General features: G+C 64.2%; 18 protein-coding genes. 16 read left to right on the top strand and 2 right to left on the bottom strand.

Annotated features, from left to right (window positions below; all coding sequences use genetic code 11):
- The first annotated feature begins 29 nt into the window (after positions 1 to 29).
- The 4 genes from mscL to ACFFWD_RS19350 are packed head-to-tail and all read left to right on the top strand — an operon-like array spanning position 30 to position 2,180.
- The gene (gene mscL, locus ACFFWD_RS19365) at positions 30 to 446 is read left to right on the top strand and encodes a large conductance mechanosensitive channel protein MscL (RefSeq protein ID WP_376968012.1); all 417 of its coding nucleotides are present in this window, start codon (positions 30 to 32) and stop codon (positions 444 to 446) included.
- Between the two features lies 1 nt (position 447).
- Positions 448 to 921 carry an SsrA-binding protein SmpB gene (gene smpB / locus ACFFWD_RS19360; RefSeq protein WP_376968009.1) on the top strand — a complete coding sequence of 158 codons (474 nt, stop codon included), beginning with the start codon at positions 448 to 450 and terminating at the stop codon, positions 919 to 921.
- 52 nt (positions 922 to 973) lie between these two features.
- Positions 974 to 1,552, top strand: coding sequence for a peroxiredoxin (locus tag ACFFWD_RS19355; protein WP_376968007.1), 579 nt, complete (start codon positions 974 to 976; stop codon positions 1,550 to 1,552).
- Positions 1,553 to 1,568: 16 nt separating this feature from the next.
- Positions 1,569 to 2,180: an LbetaH domain-containing protein gene (locus ACFFWD_RS19350; RefSeq protein ID WP_376968004.1), complete on the top strand. Its 612-nt coding sequence runs from the start codon at positions 1,569 to 1,571 to the stop codon at positions 2,178 to 2,180.
- A 3-nt stretch (positions 2,181 to 2,183) separates the two neighbouring features.
- Here the strand turns inward: ACFFWD_RS19350 and ACFFWD_RS19345 are convergent, their stop codons facing one another.
- Together ACFFWD_RS19345 and ACFFWD_RS19340 are read right to left on the bottom strand one after the other, a co-directional pair.
- A complete protein-coding gene (locus ACFFWD_RS19345; protein ID WP_376968001.1) occupies positions 2,184 to 2,843 on the bottom strand; it encodes a uracil-DNA glycosylase in 660 nt (219 codons plus the stop codon).
- The gene (locus ACFFWD_RS19340) at positions 2,824 to 3,459 is read right to left on the bottom strand and encodes a LabA-like NYN domain-containing protein (RefSeq protein ID WP_376967998.1); all 636 of its coding nucleotides are present in this window, start codon (positions 3,457 to 3,459) and stop codon (positions 2,824 to 2,826) included. Before ACFFWD_RS19340 ends, ACFFWD_RS19345 begins: the two co-directional genes overlap by 20 nt.
- A 358-nt stretch (positions 3,460 to 3,817) precedes the next feature.
- Here ACFFWD_RS19340 and rpoZ point away from each other — a divergent pair, with 358 nt between their 5' ends.
- The 12 genes from rpoZ (at position 3,818) to ACFFWD_RS19280 (ending at position 15,863) form a co-directional block, all read left to right on the top strand.
- Positions 3,818 to 4,210 (top strand): DNA-directed RNA polymerase subunit omega, encoded by a 393-nt coding sequence (rpoZ, locus tag ACFFWD_RS19335; RefSeq protein ID WP_027522935.1) that lies wholly within the window; start codon positions 3,818 to 3,820, stop codon positions 4,208 to 4,210.
- Positions 4,211 to 4,430: 220 nt separating this feature from the next.
- Positions 4,431 to 6,722 carry a RelA/SpoT family protein gene (locus ACFFWD_RS19330; protein ID WP_376967994.1) on the top strand — a complete coding sequence of 764 codons (2,292 nt, stop codon included), beginning with the start codon at positions 4,431 to 4,433 and terminating at the stop codon, positions 6,720 to 6,722.
- A 98-nt stretch (positions 6,723 to 6,820) separates the two neighbouring features.
- A complete protein-coding gene (locus ACFFWD_RS19325; protein ID WP_376967991.1) occupies positions 6,821 to 7,591 on the top strand; it encodes a pyridoxine 5'-phosphate synthase in 771 nt (256 codons plus the stop codon).
- Positions 7,588 to 8,004, top strand: coding sequence for a holo-ACP synthase (gene acpS, locus ACFFWD_RS19320; RefSeq protein WP_376967988.1), 417 nt, complete (start codon positions 7,588 to 7,590; stop codon positions 8,002 to 8,004). The genes ACFFWD_RS19325 and acpS overlap by 4 nt, the downstream gene beginning before the upstream one ends.
- Positions 8,005 to 8,290: 286 nt before the next feature.
- Entirely contained in the window at positions 8,291 to 9,049 is a 759-nt protein-coding gene (gene lepB / locus ACFFWD_RS19315) for a signal peptidase I (RefSeq protein WP_376967986.1), read from the top strand.
- Positions 9,046 to 9,867, top strand: a complete 822-nt coding sequence (rnc, locus tag ACFFWD_RS19310; RefSeq protein WP_376967983.1) for a ribonuclease III — start codon at positions 9,046 to 9,048, stop codon at positions 9,865 to 9,867. The genes lepB and rnc overlap by 4 nt, the downstream gene beginning before the upstream one ends.
- Positions 9,860 to 10,783, top strand: coding sequence for a GTPase Era (gene era / locus ACFFWD_RS19305; RefSeq protein WP_376967980.1), 924 nt, complete (start codon positions 9,860 to 9,862; stop codon positions 10,781 to 10,783). Before rnc ends, era begins: the two co-directional genes overlap by 8 nt.
- A 12-nt stretch (positions 10,784 to 10,795) precedes the next feature.
- Positions 10,796 to 11,176, top strand: coding sequence for a hypothetical protein (locus tag ACFFWD_RS19300; protein WP_376967977.1), 381 nt, complete (start codon positions 10,796 to 10,798; stop codon positions 11,174 to 11,176).
- A gap of 143 nt (positions 11,177 to 11,319) precedes the next feature.
- Positions 11,320 to 12,075 (top strand): DNA repair protein RecO, encoded by a 756-nt coding sequence (gene recO, locus ACFFWD_RS19295; protein WP_376967974.1) that lies wholly within the window; start codon positions 11,320 to 11,322, stop codon positions 12,073 to 12,075.
- A gap of 91 nt (positions 12,076 to 12,166) precedes the next feature.
- Complete coding sequence (locus ACFFWD_RS19290; RefSeq protein WP_376967971.1) at positions 12,167 to 12,424, top strand: hypothetical protein; 258 nt, start codon at positions 12,167 to 12,169, stop codon at positions 12,422 to 12,424.
- A gap of 82 nt (positions 12,425 to 12,506) precedes the next feature.
- The gene (gene parC / locus ACFFWD_RS19285; protein ID WP_376967968.1) at positions 12,507 to 14,762 is read left to right on the top strand and encodes a DNA topoisomerase IV subunit A; all 2,256 of its coding nucleotides are present in this window, start codon (positions 12,507 to 12,509) and stop codon (positions 14,760 to 14,762) included.
- 165 nt (positions 14,763 to 14,927) lie between these two features.
- Positions 14,928 to 15,863 (top strand): cation diffusion facilitator family transporter, encoded by a 936-nt coding sequence (locus tag ACFFWD_RS19280; RefSeq protein ID WP_376967965.1) that lies wholly within the window; start codon positions 14,928 to 14,930, stop codon positions 15,861 to 15,863.
- The last annotated feature ends 59 nt before the right edge of the window (positions 15,864 to 15,922 follow it).

Genomic DNA, 15,922 nt, shown 5'->3' with positions numbered 1-15,922 from the left:
GCCGGGAAGGCCGAGAAAAGGGAATGGGCATGCTGAACGAATTCCGCGAATTCGCGATGAAAGGCAATGTCGTCGACCTCGCCGTCGGCGTCATCATCGGCGTGGCGTTCGGCGCGATCGTGAACTCGCTGGTCGGCGACATCATCATGCCTGTTATCGGCGCGATCACCGGCGGCCTCGACTTCTCGAACTATTTCACCGGCCTTTCCAAGGCCGTCACCGCCACCAACCTGGCCGACGCCAAGAAGCAGGGCGCGGTGCTGGCCTGGGGCAACTTCATCACGCTGACGCTCAACTTCCTGATCATCGCCTTCGTGCTGTTCATCGTCATTCGCGCCATGAACCAGTTCAAGCGCAAGGAAGAGGCAGCGCCCGCGGCGCCGCCGAAGCCGACCGCCGAGGTCGAGCTGCTGACGGAAATCCGCGATATCCTCAAGAAGAGCTAACGTGGCCGACAAGAACGAACGCCCCATCAAGGTCGTCGCCGAGAACCGCAAGGCCCGCTTCAACTACGCCATTGAGGATACGATCGAGGCCGGCATTTCCTTGACCGGCACCGAGGTGAAGTCGATCCGCAGCGGCAAGAGCACGATCGCGGAGTCCTATGCGGATTCCAAGAACGGCGAGCTGTGGCTGATCAACGCCAACATCCCGGAATATCTCCAGGCCAACCGCTTCAATCACGAGCCGAAGCGGCCGCGGAAGCTGTTGCTGCATCGCAAGCAGATCAACAAATTGCTGGGTGCCGTCGACCGCGAAGGCATGACGCTCATTCCGCTCAAGCTCTACTTCAACGAGCGCGGCCGTGCCAAACTCCTGCTCGCGGTCGCCAAGGGCAAGAAGCTGCACGACAAGCGCGAGACGGTGAAGAAGCGCGACTGGGGCCGCGAGAAGGGCCGCCTGATGCGAGCGCGGGGGTAGCGCTCTCGCGTTCTGGCTGACGTCGCAATGACGGCGGATGGAGAGTGGAGCGATGAGCCAGAACAGCCTGACCGACGTCGATTGGAGCAAGATTCCAGCGCCATCGGACGATGGCGGCGCGGCGCATCTGGCCAGCATGACGATCCCATCAGTCACGCTGCGTGCCACCAACGATACGTCGGTGACACTGTCCGAACTCAAGGGGCGCACCGTCGTGTTCGCCTATCCGCGGACGGGCGAGCCCGGCAAGATCGGGCTGGTCGACGATTGGGACATGATCCCGGGCGCGCGCGGCTGCACGCCGCAAACCTGCTCCTTCCGCGACCTGTTCGCCGAGCTGAAGGTGGCTGGCGCCGCGCATGTATTCGGCCTGTCGACGCAGAGCAATGAATACCAGACCGAAATGGCTAATCGGCTGCACCTGCCGTTTCCGGTGCTGTCGGACGAGGCGCTGAAAATGACGCGCGCGTTGAACTTGCCGACGATGTCGGTTGCGGGCCAGACGCTGATCAAGCGGCTCGCGCTGATCATCGACGACGCACGCATCCGCCACGTGCTCTATCCGGTGTTTCCGCCGGATAGAAACGCCGGCGACGTGCTGGAATGGCTGAAGGAAAACAGCGGCAAGTAGACGTCGGGGGGCGCCGGTGATTGACGAGTACATCAGCGGATTTGGCTCATCTGCGCTCGCGGAGTTCGCCGGCCGGATGCCATGGGAACTGACGCGCGGCTCGGTTGGAATCGTCGAACGGCTGCTGGGCGGGTTGCGCGACGGCTACGTAACCGCAGGCGGCATTGCCGTCCATCTCACGTCGACGATTGAGAATGGGGCGGTGGTCAAGGGGCCGGCCATCATCGGGCCGGATTGCGTCATCGCGGCAGGCGCCTACGTCCGTGGCGGCTGCTGGCTGGAAGCCGATTGCATTCTTGGGCCTGGAGCCGAGCTGAAGTCCTCATTCTTATTCAGAGGCTCCAGGCTTGCTCATTTCAACTTTGTCGGAGACAGCCTTCTCGGTTGCGGGGTCAATCTCGAGGCAGGGTCGATTATCGCGAATTACCGAAACGAACGGACCAATCCAACAATTTCGTTCTTCCACAAAGGCAGACGTCTTGAGACCGGAGCGGAAAAGTTTGGCGCCCTGGTTGGCGACCGGACAAGGATCGGCGCTAACGCCGTCATCGCCCCGGGCGCAATCCTGGCACCTGCAACGATCGTGGCGCGGCTGTCGCTGATCGATCAAGGAACCGGAGTGGGCTGACTCTCAGCCGATATCCTTGCGTACGGTCGCGAACACGTTGCGGAACATGTCGGTCGTGAGCACGCCAGTGTTCGTGTTGTAGCGCGAGCAATGATAGCTGTCGTAGAGCCTGATGTTGCCGGCCATATGCACGGCACCGTGCGCAAATGGCGCCGCGGCGAGGCGAATACCGAGTGCCTTCAAGGTTGATTCGTGTGCGATGCGGCCGAGCAGCACGATCGCGCGGAGCTTCGGCATCGCGGCAATGGTCGCGCTGAGGAACTGCCGGCAGGTGTTGATCTCGGCCGGCAATGGCTTGTTCTGCGGCGGCACGCACCGCACCGCATTGCTGATCCGGCAATCGATCAGCTTCAACCCGTCGTCCGGCCGCGCCTGGTAGACGCCCGAGGCAAAGCCGAATTCCAGCAGGGTCGCGTAGAGCAGGTCACCGGCATAGTCGCCGGTGAAGGGGCGGCCAGTGCGGTTAGCCCCCTGCAGTCCCGGCGCCAGGCCTACGATCAGGAGCCGCGCATTGGCGTCGCCGAAGGAGTCGACCGGCGAATTGAACCAGCCCGGCTCGCGCGCGCGGGCCTGCGCACGAAAGTCGGCCAGCCTCGGGCAAAGCGGGCAGTTGCGATCCGGTGTGGCGGCAGGGGTGACGAGGCTACTCGTCGAAATCGTCATCGGCACCCCGGGGCGCCATAGTGGTCGCGCGCTGCAGGAATTGCGGGGAATGATGGCGCGGCTCGCGCGGGGCAGGGCGCTCGGACGGGTCGCGGCCGAGCTTGGATTGCAGTTCCACCAGGTCGGTGAAGACGTCGGCCTGACGGCGCAATTCGTCGGCGATCATCGGCGGCTGGCTGGCAATGGTGGAGATCACGGTGACGCGGACGCCGCGGCGCTGCACGGCCTCGACCAGGGAGCGGAAGTCGCCGTCACCGGAGAACAGAATCATCTGGTCGATGTGCTCGGCAAGCTCCATGGCATCGACCGCGAGCTCGATATCCATGTTGCCCTTCACCTTGCGGCGGCCGCTGGCGTCGATGAATTCCTTGGTCGCCTTGGTGACGACGGTGTAGCCGTTGTAGTCGAGCCAGTCGATCAGCGGACGGATCGACGAATATTCCTGATCCTCGATAATCGCCGTGTAATAGAAGGCGCGGAGCAGGGTGCCGCGGCCCTGGAATTCCTTGAGAAGGCGCTTGTAATCGATGTCGAAACCGAGCGTCTTTGCGGTTGCGTAAAGATTGGCTCCGTCAATGAAGAGCGCGATCTTGTTGGAAACTGGTGACGACGACATCAAATGGTTCTCGCGTGGTTGTTAGCGTATTAGCGCAGCGGCGACCGACCGCGCGCAATTTCCTGCGTTGCTGCCTAAAGTTCGGTGAATCTTCCCCACGACAGTCACCACCGCAATTATGGTGAGGCGAGGGCAAAAAGCCTAGACTTTTGACATTGCAATGAAGAGATTTACTTGTCTGGGACGGCAACCTGGCCATGCCCTCAGACGCTCCGGCCATTCTGGCCCCGGCGCACCGGGTTATCAGAGCCTGTTCGGAAGGCAAATCACAAATTTTGCCTTGCGAAACGGCTGCCACCCCTATAACTAACCCTCATAACCAACATATTCGGTCCCTTTTACCACGGAGCGCCTCGAGATGGCTCGCGTCACCGTCGAAGACTGCATTGATAAGGTCGACAACCGCTTCGATCTCGTCCTGTTGGCGGCTCACCGCGCGCGGATGATCTCCTCGGGTTCGCAACTCACGGTTGATCGCGACAACGACAAGAATCCGGTCGTGTCGTTGCGGGAGATTGCCGACCAGACGATCTCGCCGGAAGACCTGCGCGAGGAACTCGTGCACTCCCTGCAGAAGTTCGTCGAGGTGGACGAGCCCGAACCCGACACGGTGCCGCTAATCGGTTCCGCCGGCGCGAGCGTCGATGCTGATGATACCGAGGTCGCCGTCGAGCGGATGACCGAGGAAGAGCTGCTGAAGGGGCTCGAAGGTCTCGCGCCGCCGGAAGAGCAGCCCGAGGAAGACGAGTAATCCGGGATTTCCGGTCAGCTCAGCGGACAAATTTGCCAGAGGCCCGGACATCGCTCCGGGCCTTTGCTTTTGTTGACAATTTTGCAGTTAGGATGCGTCCTATGGGGGCGCAGGAAATTGAACGGCTCAGCGCCCCGTGCGGGGTGCAGCTTCGATCCAAGGCGCACTAGATTGAGATTGGATGGGCCCGTTTTGGGCCCGCAGGAAAGGCATTGAGGCGATGGCGTATCGGCGCCGCAGTTCCAGCCAGATGCAGGCTGCCACCGACACGGTGGCGGTGGCGCCGGCATCGCGTGCGGCCGAGAAGCCACCAAAGTCCAGGGCGCGGATGATGCGGCAATACGACCTCGTCGAACGCGTCCGCTCCTACAACCCCGACACCAACGAGGATCTGCTCAACCGCGCCTATGTCTACGCCATGAAGGCGCATGGCACCCAGACCCGCGCCTCCGGCGACCCCTATTTCTCGCACCCGCTCGAGGTCGCCGCGATCCTCACCAACCTCAAGCTCGACGACGCCACGATCGTTGCCGCCTTGCTGCACGACACCATCGAGGACACCGAGGCGACGCGGGCGGAGATCGACAGCGTTTTCGGTCACGAGATCGGCGCGCTGGTCGAGGGCCTGACCAAACTGAAACGGCTGGAACTGGTCTCGCGCGAGGCCAAGCAGGCCGAGAATCTGCGCAAGCTGCTGCTTGCGATCGCCGACGATGTCCGCGTGCTGCTGATCAAGCTCGCCGACCGCCTCCACAACATGCGCACGCTGGAATTCGTGCCGCCGGCCTCGCGCCGCCGCATCGCCGAGGAGACGCTCGACATCTATGCGCCGCTCGCCGGCCGCATGGGCATGCACGAGATGCGCGAAGAGCTCGAGGACCTGTCCTTCTTCGTGCTCGATCCCGAGGCCTATGCCGTGGTCAAGCAGCGGCTCGACGCTCTGGCCGACCGCAACCGGAACCTGATCGGCGAGATCGAAACCCAGCTCTCCAAGAACCTGCAGAAGAACGGCATCACCGCGCGCGTGTTCGGTCGCCGCAAGCAGCCGTTTTCGATCTGGACCAAGATGGAGCGTAAGTCGGTCGGTTTCGAGCAATTGTCCGATATCTACGGCTTCCGCGTCATCCTCGACGATGTCGGGGCGTGCTACCGGGCGCTCGGCATCGTGCACACGACCTGGCCGGTCGTGCCGGGCCGCTTCAAGGACTACATCTCGACGCCGAAGCAGAACGACTACCGCTCGATCCACACCACCGTGATCGGCCCCGGCAAGCAGCGCGTCGAGCTGCAGATCCGCACCGAGGACATGAACCAGATTGCCGAGCTCGGCATCGCCGCGCACGCCTTCTACAAGGAAGGGGCGGGTTCGCCGAACGAGCGGCTGAAGCATGAGTCCAACGCGTTCGCCTGGCTGCGCCATACCATCGGCATCCTGTCCGACAGCGACAATCCGGAAGAGTTTCTGGAGCACACCAAGCTCGAGCTGTTCCACGACCAGGTGTTCTGCTTCACGCCGAAGGGCAAGCTGATCGCGCTGCCGCGCAAGGCCAATGTGATCGACTTCGCCTATGCGGTGCACACCGCCGTCGGCAACAGCGCGGTCGGCTGCAAGATCAACGGCAAGTTCGCGCCGCTGTCGTCCGAGCTGCAGAATGGCGACGAGGTCGAGGTCCTGACCTCGAAGGCCCAGTCGGCGCCGCCATCGGCGTGGGAAGCGCTCGCCGTCACCGGCAAGGCGCGCGCCGCGATCCGCCGCGCCACCCGCGACGCGGTGCGCGATCAGTACGCCGGCCTCGGCCGCCGCATCGTCGATCGCCTGTTTGCCCGCGCCAAGATCGAATATGCCGACGACAAGCTGAACGGCGCGCTGCCGCGGCTCGCGCGCACCTCGATCGAGGATGTGATGGCCTCGGTCGGCCGTGGCGAGATCAAGGCCTCCGACGTCGCGCGCGCGATGTATCCCGACTACAAGGAAGAGCGGCTGGTGCGCTACGGCGCCAAGAAGGGCCTGACCACCAAATTGAAGACGCAGCCGGCGCCGCATCCGGCGCGCGCGGCCTCGGTGATCCCGGTGCGCGGCATCAACTCCGACCTGCCGGTGAAGTTCGCGCCGAACGGCGGCGCGGTGCCGGGCGACCGCATTGTCGGCATCGTCACGCCGGGCGAGGGGATCACGATCTATCCGATCCAGTCGCCCGCGCTGAAGGATTTTGAGGAGGAGCCGGAGCGCTGGCTCGACGTGCGCTGGGACATCGACGAGACGATGCCACAGCGTTTCCCGGCGCGGATCCTGATCCATAACGTCAACGAGCCGGGCAGCCTTGCCCAGATCGCCACCGTGATCGCCGAGCACGACGGCAATATCGACAACATCCATATGTCGCGCCGTTCGCCCGATTTCACCGAGCTGACGATCGATCTCGAGGTCTATGACCTCAAGCATCTCAGCGCTATCATCGCCCAGTTGCGCGCCAAGGCCGTCGTCGCGCGGGTCGAGCGCGTCAATGGTTAGACTTGCACCCGTCGTCGACCCTCATCCGAGGAGCGGCGCCTTCGCCGCTTCTCGAAGGATGAGGGGATGGTTCAATCCATTTGTCAGAGAGTAGTTTGATGCCCCTTCCTCCACTGCGCCTCGGCGTCAATGTCGACCACGTCGCCACCCTGCGCAACGCGCGCGGTGGTGCACGGCCGGATCCGGTGCGCCTGGCGCTCGCTGCCATCGCGGCCGGTGCCGACGGCATCACCGCGCATCTGCGCGAGGATCGCCGCCATATCCGCGACGAGGACATGGCGCGGTTGAAGGCGGAGATCTCGAAGCCGCTGAATTTCGAGATGGCGGCGACCGACGACATGCTGCGGATCTCGCTCGCCACCAAGCCGCACGCGGTGTGTCTGGTGCCGGAGCGCCGCCAGGAATTGACCACCGAAGGCGGCCTCGACGTGGTCGGCCAGCACAATGCGCTGGCGCCTTTCATCGCGAAGCTGAGCGATGCCGGGATCCGCGTCTCGTTGTTCATCGCCGCCGATCCCAGGCAGATCGAGATGGCGGCGAAACTCAAGGCACCCGTCATCGAGATCCACACCGGCGGCTGGTGCGACGCCGTGGTCGATGGCCACAAGGACAAGGCCGACGCCGAATGGAAGCGAATCGTCGCGGGCGCGAAACTCGCCCAGGCAGCAGGGCTCGAGGTCCATGCCGGCCACGGCCTCGACTATGAGACCGCTGAAACGATCTCGGCGCTACCGGAGATGCGCGAGCTCAACATCGGCTACTTCATGATCGGCGAGGCGCTGTTCGTCGGGATCGCCGAGACCGTACGCGCGATGCGCGCGGCGATGGATCGGGGCCGTGCCAAGGCGGAAGGCGTAGGTCGAGCATGATCATCGGCATCGGCTCGGACCTGATCGACATCACCCGGATCGCCAAGGTGATCGAGCGCCACGGCGACCGGTTCCTCGATCGCATCTTCACCGATGCCGAGCGGGCTAAGGCGCTGCGTCGCGCCAACAGCGAGAGGATGGTGGTCGCAACCTATGCCAAGCGTTTTGCCGCCAAGGAGGCCTGCTCCAAGGCGCTCGGCACCGGCATCCGCCAGGGCGTGTGGTGGAAGGACATGGGGGTGGTGAACCTGCCTGGCGGGCGTCCGACCATGCAACTCACCGGCGGGGCGCTGGAGCGGCTGAAGAAGCTGACGCCCGAGGGCATGGACGCGCGGATCGACCTGTCGATCACCGACGACTGGCCGCTGGCGCAGGCCTTCGTCATAATTTCGGCGGTCGCGCCCGGCAAATGACGACTAAAGGCAGGGCGTTCGTCGCGGCATCGCGCCAAAACTAAAAATCGTTGATTTTTCAATGAATTATGAAGTTTTTACACGGCGCTTGATTGCGCCGCTGCGAACAACCGTCTAAAACGCCGCAGGGTTAACATCGAGCGAGACGCGAATTCGGGTTTGCGCCGGAATTTGCCCTCAATATCAGAATCAAGGCCATTTTCCTCACGCGAAGGGCGGCTCCTGCGCGTGAAGAGAACGTTCTGCCACCGCGCGGGGATCAGGGCCTGCGGGAATTGGGAAAGCAATGAGCGTGACCACCGGAACCAAATCTGAGAGCGGCTTCGGCGAAACGATCCGCGTCGTCATCCACGCTCTCCTGATCGCGCTCGTGATCCGGACCTTCCTGTTCCAGCCCTTCAACATTCCGTCGGGGTCGATGAAGGCGACGCTGCTGGTCGGCGACTACCTCTTCGTGTCGAAATATACCTATGGATATAGCCACTACTCGATCCCGTTCTCGCCCAACCTGTTCTCGGGGCGCATTTTCGGCTCGAACCCGAACAGGGGCGATATCGTGGTGTTCCGGCTGCCCAAGGACGACTCCACCGACTACATCAAGCGGGTGATCGGCCTGCCGGGCGATCGCATCCAGATGAAGGAGGGGCTGCTTTATATCAATGACGCCCCGGTCAAGCGCGAGCGGTTGAGCGACTTCATCGGCGAGGACCCCTGCGGCTCGGATGCCACCGCGCGGGTCAAGCGCTGGAAGGAGACGCTGCCCAACGGCGTCACCTATGAGACGCTCGATTGCGTCGACAACGGCTTCTACGACAACACCAACATCTACACCGTGCCCGAGGGCCATTTCTTCATGATGGGCGACAACCGCGACAATTCGACCGACAGCCGGGTGCAGTCGGCGGTCGGCTATGTGCCGCTCGAGAACATCGTGGGACGGGCCCAGATGATCTTCTTCTCGATCGCCGAGGGCGAGCACGCCTGGATGTTCTGGCGCTGGCCCACCGCTGTGCGGTGGAATCGCATATTCTCCATCGTGCGATGAACGACGAGACATCAGTCATCAAGAACCAACCGACGAGCGGCGAGCCGAGCCAGACGCCTGACGCCGGCGGCAAGGCTGCGCCGAAGAAGCGGCGCAGCAAGGCTGCCAGGGCGGCTGAGGAGAAGGCTGCGATCGCCGGGACCGAAGCGCGGATCGGGTACACATTCTCCGATTCCACGCTCCTGACCACCGCGTTCACCCACGTTTCGGCGCTGAAACCGGCGACCCGCAACCGGGCCGACAGCTACCAGCGGCTTGAATTCCTCGGCGACCACGTGCTCGGGCTGATCGTTTCCGACATGCTGTTCCGGGCCTTTCCGAAGGCGGATGAGGGCGAATTGTCGAAGCGGCTCGCCGATCTCGTGCGTAAGGAGAGCTGCGCCGACGTCGCCAAATCGCTCGGGCTGCTCGAGGACATCAAGCTTGGCATGGTGAAGGCGGTCGAGGGGGCGCGGCTGCGCAAATCGGTGCTCGGTGATATCTGCGAGGCGGTGATCGGCGCGATCTATCTCGACGGCGGCCACGAGGCGGCCCGCCAGTTCGTCGAGCGCAACTGGACCGAACGGATGCGCAAGCTGCGCCGGCCGCTGCGCGACCCCAAGACCGTGCTGCAGGAATGGGCGCAGGGCAAGGGATTGCCGACGCCCGTTTATCGCGAGGTCGAACGCACCGGCCCGCATCACGATCCGCAATTCCGCGTCGCCGTCGATTTGCCCGGACTGGCGTCCGCCGAGGGCCTCGGCGGCAACAAGCGCGCGGCCGAAAAGGCGGCGGCATCCGTCATGATCGAGCGAGAAGGTGTCGGCACCAATGATTGACGGGGCCGAAGGGCAGGCGGCTGCCACGCGCTGCGGCTTTGTCGCGCTGATCGGCGCGCCGAACGTCGGCAAGTCGACGCTGGTCAATGCGCTGGTCGGCTCCAAGGTGACGATCGTCTCGCGCAAGGTGCAGACCACGCGCGCGCTGATCCGCGGCATCGTGATCGAGGGCCAGTCCCAGATCATCCTGGTCGACACGCCCGGCATCTTCTCACCGAAGCGCCGGCTCGACCGCGCCATGGTGTCGACCGCCTGGAGCGGCGCCCATGACGCCGATCTCGTCTGCGTGCTGCTCGACGCCAAGGCCGGCCTCGACGACGAGGCGCAGGCGATCCTCACGAGGCTCGAGAGCGTCGCCCATCCGAAGATCCTGGTGTTGAACAAGGTCGACCTCGTTGCGCGCGAGAAGCTCCTGGCGCTGGCGCAGGCCGCCAACGAGCGGATGCGCTTCGAGCACACTTTCATGATCTCCGCGCTGTCGGGCGACGGCGTCGACGATCTGCGCCGGACGCTGGCGCAGATGGTGCCGGAAGGGCCGTTCCTCTATCCCGAGGACCAGATGTCGGATGCGCCGATGCGGCATCTGGCGGCGGAGATCACCCGGGAGAAGATCTACGGGCATCTGCATCAGGAGCTGCCGTATCAATCGACGGTCGAGACCGACAGCTGGAAAGACCGCAAGGATGGCTCGATCCGGATCGAGCAGACGATCTTTGTCGAGCGCGAGAGCCAGCGCAAGATCGTGCTCGGCAAGGGCGGCGCCACCATCAAGTCGATCGGCGCGGAGTCGCGCAAGGAGATTGCCGAGATCATGGGCGTGCCCGTGCACCTGTTCCTGTTCGTCAAGGTGCGCGAGAACTGGGGCGACGACCCCGACCGCTACAGGGAAATGGGGCTCGACTTCCCCAAAGAATAAGAACCGTGTGCGATGACCGTCCCCCGAAACGTGTTTTGGTTTGAGGTGTTGCTCTATCTGTCGCTGACACTGGATGCGCTGTCGGTGGCGTTCCAGGATCGCACGCCGAGTGCTGCGATGACGGAGCAGATGATCACGGTGGCGACCATGATGGCCGCCGGCATGATCCTGCTCCTGATGTACTTCGTCTATCTTGCCGCGCAGCGCCGCAAGAACTGGCCGCGCTGGGCGCTCGCCGCGGCGCTCGTGTTGTCGGTGCTCTCGCTGATCCAGGTGATCGGCGAGCGGGGCCTGGAATTCGACAGCGGCATCGAGATCGTTTCTTGCATCCTGACCACGGCGGGGCTCTATTTCTCCTTCACCGGCGACGCGCAGGGCTGGTTCAACGCCTAAGTCGTGCTTAGGGCGAGTCAGCCCAACGGGTCCGCGCGAGCGCGGCCCGATGACAGGCTCCGGCGTAACTCGCCGCCGTAACGTCCCGGCGATATCGGCGGATTACGCTGCGCTAATCCGCCCTACATGATACGTTCGCGACCATGGAATGGACCGACGAAGGCATCGTGCTGGGAGTCCGGCGGCATGGCGAATCTTCCGCCATCGTCGAGCTCCTGACGCGCGAGCACGGCCGCCATCTCGGTCTCGTGCGCGGCGGCGCCAGCTCGCGGATGCGGCCGCTGCTGCAGCCCGGCAACAGCGTCACCGCGGTCTGGCGGGCGCGGCTCGACGAGCATCTCGGCATGTACACGCTGGAGGGCACGCGGCTGCGCGCGGCGAACCTGCTCGCGTCGTCCCACGCCGTCTACGGTGTGACGCATCTTGCAGCGCTCGCGCGGCTGTTGCCGGAGCGCGATCCGCATGAGGACATCTATGCGATGCTGGAATGGACCCTCGACGATTTCGAGGATGCCGGCGTCGCCGCGGTGCATCTGATACGGTTCGAGCTCGCGATGCTCGCCGAGCTCGGCTTCGGGCTCGATCTGGACAACTGCGCGGCCACAGGCGCAACCACCGATCTGGTCTACGTCTCGCCGAAATCCGGCGGGGCGGTGTCGCGCGCCGCCGGCGAGCCCTGGCGCGATCGCCTGTTGCCGTTGCCGGCCTTCCTGCGCGAAGGCGAGGGCGGCGCGAATGCCTGGTCGGACCAGGACCTGCTCGACGGCTTCCAGATTACGGGCCTGTTCCTGCTCCGCCACGTGCTGGAGCCGCGCGGGCAGGGCCATTCCGACGCCCGCGACGGGTTTATCAACGCGGTGACCAAGCGGCGCGGCAAGCTGCCCTCCACCCAGCCCTGATGTCATTGCGCCCCATTCATGTGCGCTGAGGCCGGGAACCAAATCGGTCCCTTGCGCGTTGCCCGGCCTGGTTCCATGGATGGGGCGACTGATGGTCCTTCGGGGGATTGTGGTCTCGGCGGCGTTGCTGGCGGCGGCGCCGGATGCGAGGGCGGGTGGGCAGGGCGGTGTCATCCGCCGGGTGTCCTGTACGGTTGTTCGCTATTATGTCGCCAAATACTCGGTCGCGGCCGCAGAAAGCTGGGCGAGAGCCCATGGTGCGACGGACGCCGAGATCGATCTCGCCCGCCTCTGCCTCAAGGACGTGCCGGTCAAGACCCTGCAGGCCGTGGACCAATCCGCACAATAATCGCACGAATCAGGTGAAAAGGGGCACGGCCAACCCTGATTCGCGTCTTGCCCGATTCAGCGGCGCGGTTTAACGCCTCCTCATGGGAAAACGACAGCTACCGCCGGAAAAGCCGGCTGAAATCCACGAGGTCGGACTGCGCGATGCGCTCGAGGAGCGCTATCTCGCTTACGCGCTCTCGACCATCATGCATCGCGCATTGCCGGATGCCCGCGACGGGCTGAAGCCGGTGCACCGGCGCATCCTCTACGGGATGCGGCTGCTGCGGCTGGATCCCGGCACCGCGTTCAAGAAGTCCGCAAAGATCGTCGGCGACGTGATGGGTTCGTTCCATCCGCATGGCGACCAGGCGATCTATGACGCCATGGTGCGCCTGGCGCAGGATTTTTCCTCGCGCTACCCGCTGGTCGACGGCCAGGGCAATTTCGGCAATATCGACGGCGATAATCCCGCCGCCTATCGTTACACCGAGGCGCGCATGACCGAGGTCGCGCGGCTGCTGCTGGATGGCATCGACGAGGACGGTGTCGAGTTTCGCCTCAACTATGACGGCCAGACCAAGGAGCCGGTGGTGCTGCCGGGCGGCTTCCCGAACCTGCTCGCCAACGGCGCGCAGGGGATTGCGGTCGGCATGGCGACCTCGATCCCGCCGCACAACGTCGCCGAGCTCTGCGATGCCGCGCTGCACCTGATCGAGAAGCCCGACGCCAAGTCGAAGGCGCTCTTGAAATGGGTGAAGGGTCCGGACTTCCCGACCGGCGGCATCATCATCGATTCCAAGCAAGCGATCGCCGAGGCCTACACCACCGGCCGCGGCTCGTTCCGCACCCGCGCGCGCTGGGAGCGGGAAGAGGGCGCTCGCGGCACTTGGGTGATCGTGGTCACCGAAATCCCGTGGCTGGTGCAGAAGTCGCGGCTGGTTGAGAAGATTGCCGAGCTCCTGGACCAGAAGAAGCTGCCGCTGGTCGGCGAAGTCCGCGATGAATCTGCCGAAGATGTCCGCCTCGTCATCGAGCCGAAGTCGCGCACCGTCGACCCCGAATTGATGATGGAGTCGCTGTTCCGGCTGACCGAGCTGGAAAGCAAGATCCCGCTGAATCTGAACGTCCTGATCAAGGGCCGCATCCCGAAGGTGGTCGGCCTTGCCGAGTGCCTGCGCGAATGGCTCGACCATCTGCGCGACGTGCTGATCCGCCGCTCGAACTTCCGCAAGGGCCAGATCGAGAACCGGCTGGAAGTCCTCGGCGGCTATCTGATCGCCTATCTGAACATCGACAAGGTGATCAAGATCATCCGCACCGAGGACGAGCCGAAGCCGGCGCTGATCAAGGCGTTCAAGCTCACCGAGGTTCAGGCGGACGCCATCCTCAACATGCGCCTGCGTAGCTTGCGCAAGCTCGAGGAAATGGAGATCCGCACCGAGGACAAGGACCTGCGCAAGGAGCTGAAGGGCATCGAGGCGTTGCTCGGCTCGGAAGCGCAGCAATGGGCCAAGGTCGGCGAGCAGGTCACCAAGGTTCGCGACATCTTCGGGCCGAAGACGCCGCTCGGCAAGCGCCGCACCACGTTCGCGGATGCGCCCGAACACGATCTTGCGGCGATCGAGGAAGCCTTCGTCGAGCGCGAGCCGTGCACCGTCGTGATCTCGGAGAAGGGCTGGGTGCGTACCCTGAAGGGCCACGTCGCCGATCTCTCCGGCCTTGCCTTCAAGACCGATGACAAGCTCGATCACGCCTTCTTTGCCGAGACCACGTCGAAGCTGCTGCTGTTCGCGACCAATGGAAAGTTCTACACGCTCGATGTCGCCAAACTACCGGGCGGCCGCGGCCATGGCGAGCCGATCCGCATGTTCATCGACCTCGAGCAGGACGCCGCTGTCGTCTCGCTGTTCGTCAACAAGGGCGAGCGCAAGTTCCTGATCGCGAGCAGCGAGGGGCAGGGCTTCGTGGTCAAGGAAGAGGACTGCGTCGGCAACACCCGCAAGGGCAAGCAGGTGCTCAACGTCGACATGCCCAACGAAGCGCGCGCGATCGCGACCGTGACCGGCGATACCGTCGCCGTGATCGGCACCAACCACAAGATGGTGCTGTTCGGTCTCGACCAGGTGCCGGAGATGGCGCGCGGCCGCGGCGTGCGGTTGCAGAAATACACCAGCGCGGCGCTGTCCGACGTCGCGGTGTTCGATGCCAAGACCGGCCTGACATGGAAGGACTCCGCCGGCCGCGAGCACAGCATGACCATGAAGGAATTGGCCGACTGGCGCGGCAACCGTGCCGATGCCGGCCGTCTCGCCCATGGCCTGCCGAAGTCGAACAAGTTCAACCGCGGGGTGGAGTAGTGGAACCGTAGCCCGGACGGAGCCAACGGGTCGCGCGAATGCGCGCCCGATGACAGGCTCCGCGAAATCCGGGCTGCGGTTGGTCGTCCGCCGCACTGTGATAGTATCCATATTTCATCGCGCTATAACCGTCGCCGACGACTTCAGACGACGGCTGCGACGCGAATGGCGCATCATCACGACCACGACGGTCATTCCCACAATCATTCTCACGCCGGGCACGGCCATGCGCCCGATAGTTTCGGCGCCGCCTTCGCGATCGGCGCATCGCTCAACACGGCGTTCGTCGTCGCCGAAATGATCTTCGGCTATGCCGCCAACTCGCTGGCGCTGGTCTCGGACGCCGTCCATAATTTCTCCGATGTGATCGCGCTCCTGTTGGCGTGGGGCGGCGTCTGGCTTGCGGGAAAGCGGCCGACCGACACCCACACCTACGGCTATCGCCGTGCCTCGATCCTCGCCGCGCTGGTCAACGCCGCGCTGCTGCTGGTTGCCGTTGGCGGCATCGTGGTCGAGGCGCTCAACCGCTTGCGCGAGCCGGCCGAGGTCGCGAGCAGGACCGTGGTCTGGGTGGCGGCGCTCGGCATCCTCATCAATGGCGGCACAGCGCTGTTGTTCATGCGCGGCCGCGACAACGACCTCAATGTCCGCGGCGCCTATCTGCACATGGTGGCCGACGCCGGCGTCTCGTTCGGCGTTGTCGTCGCCGCGCTCCTGATCATGGCGACCGGCTGGCAATGGCTCGATCCAGCGATCAGCCTCGTCATCGCCGCGGTCGTGCTGGCGAGCGGCTGGGGGCTGATGCGCGACAGCGTCAATCTCGCGCTCGACGCGGTGCCGAGGGGCATCGAGCTCAGGGAGGTGAGGGAGTATCTCGCCGCGCTTGAGGGCGTTACCGAGGTGCACGACCTGCACATCTGGGCGATGAGCACGAGCGAGACCGCGCTGACCGCGCACCTGGTCCGGCCGGGCGGCCACGACGATGCCTTCCTGCATCACGTCTGCGCCGAGCTCTCGCACCGCTTCAGCATCCACCACGCCACGCTGCAGGTCGAGATCAGCAGCGAGACCTGCCGGCTCGCGCCGGCAGAGATGGTGTAGTCGGCCGTAGGGCGGGTTATTAAGCGAAACCGTAACCCGCCGTTTCGATGCAGGATTGG

Source organism: Bradyrhizobium erythrophlei (assembly GCF_042430365.1).
Lineage (GTDB): Bacteria > Pseudomonadota > Alphaproteobacteria > Rhizobiales > Xanthobacteraceae > Bradyrhizobium > Bradyrhizobium erythrophlei.
Note: the sequence above shows the minus strand (reverse complement) of the source record. Positions and strands in the feature narration are given on the sequence as shown.

Bases quoted from the DNA above. Each gene is read 5' to 3' on its own strand.
- mscL (WP_376968012.1), top strand. From the start codon at position 30: ATGCTGAACGAATTCCGCGAATTCGCGATGAAAGGCAATGTCGTCGAC.
- ACFFWD_RS19355 (WP_376968007.1), top strand. From the start codon at position 974: ATGAGCCAGAACAGCCTGACCGACGTCGATTGGAGCAAGATTCCAGCG.
- ACFFWD_RS19345 (WP_376968001.1), bottom strand. From the start codon at position 2,843: ATGACGATTTCGACGAGTAGCCTCGTCACCCCTGCCGCCACACCGGAT.
- ACFFWD_RS19340 (WP_376967998.1), bottom strand. From the start codon at position 3,459: ATGTCGTCGTCACCAGTTTCCAACAAGATCGCGCTCTTCATTGACGGA.
- rpoZ (WP_027522935.1), top strand. From the start codon at position 3,818: ATGGCTCGCGTCACCGTCGAAGACTGCATTGATAAGGTCGACAACCGC.
- ACFFWD_RS19330 (WP_376967994.1), top strand. From the start codon at position 4,431: ATGGCGTATCGGCGCCGCAGTTCCAGCCAGATGCAGGCTGCCACCGAC.
- ACFFWD_RS19325 (WP_376967991.1), top strand. From the start codon at position 6,821: ATGCCCCTTCCTCCACTGCGCCTCGGCGTCAATGTCGACCACGTCGCC.
- acpS (WP_376967988.1), top strand. From the start codon at position 7,588: ATGATCATCGGCATCGGCTCGGACCTGATCGACATCACCCGGATCGCC.
- lepB (WP_376967986.1), top strand. From the start codon at position 8,291: ATGAGCGTGACCACCGGAACCAAATCTGAGAGCGGCTTCGGCGAAACG.
- rnc (WP_376967983.1), top strand. From the start codon at position 9,046: ATGAACGACGAGACATCAGTCATCAAGAACCAACCGACGAGCGGCGAG.
- era (WP_376967980.1), top strand. From the start codon at position 9,860: ATGATTGACGGGGCCGAAGGGCAGGCGGCTGCCACGCGCTGCGGCTTT.
- ACFFWD_RS19300 (WP_376967977.1), top strand. From the start codon at position 10,796: ATGACCGTCCCCCGAAACGTGTTTTGGTTTGAGGTGTTGCTCTATCTG.
- recO (WP_376967974.1), top strand. From the start codon at position 11,320: ATGGAATGGACCGACGAAGGCATCGTGCTGGGAGTCCGGCGGCATGGC.
- ACFFWD_RS19290 (WP_376967971.1), top strand. From the start codon at position 12,167: ATGGTCCTTCGGGGGATTGTGGTCTCGGCGGCGTTGCTGGCGGCGGCG.
- parC (WP_376967968.1), top strand. From the start codon at position 12,507: ATGGGAAAACGACAGCTACCGCCGGAAAAGCCGGCTGAAATCCACGAG.
- ACFFWD_RS19280 (WP_376967965.1), top strand. From the start codon at position 14,928: ATGGCGCATCATCACGACCACGACGGTCATTCCCACAATCATTCTCAC.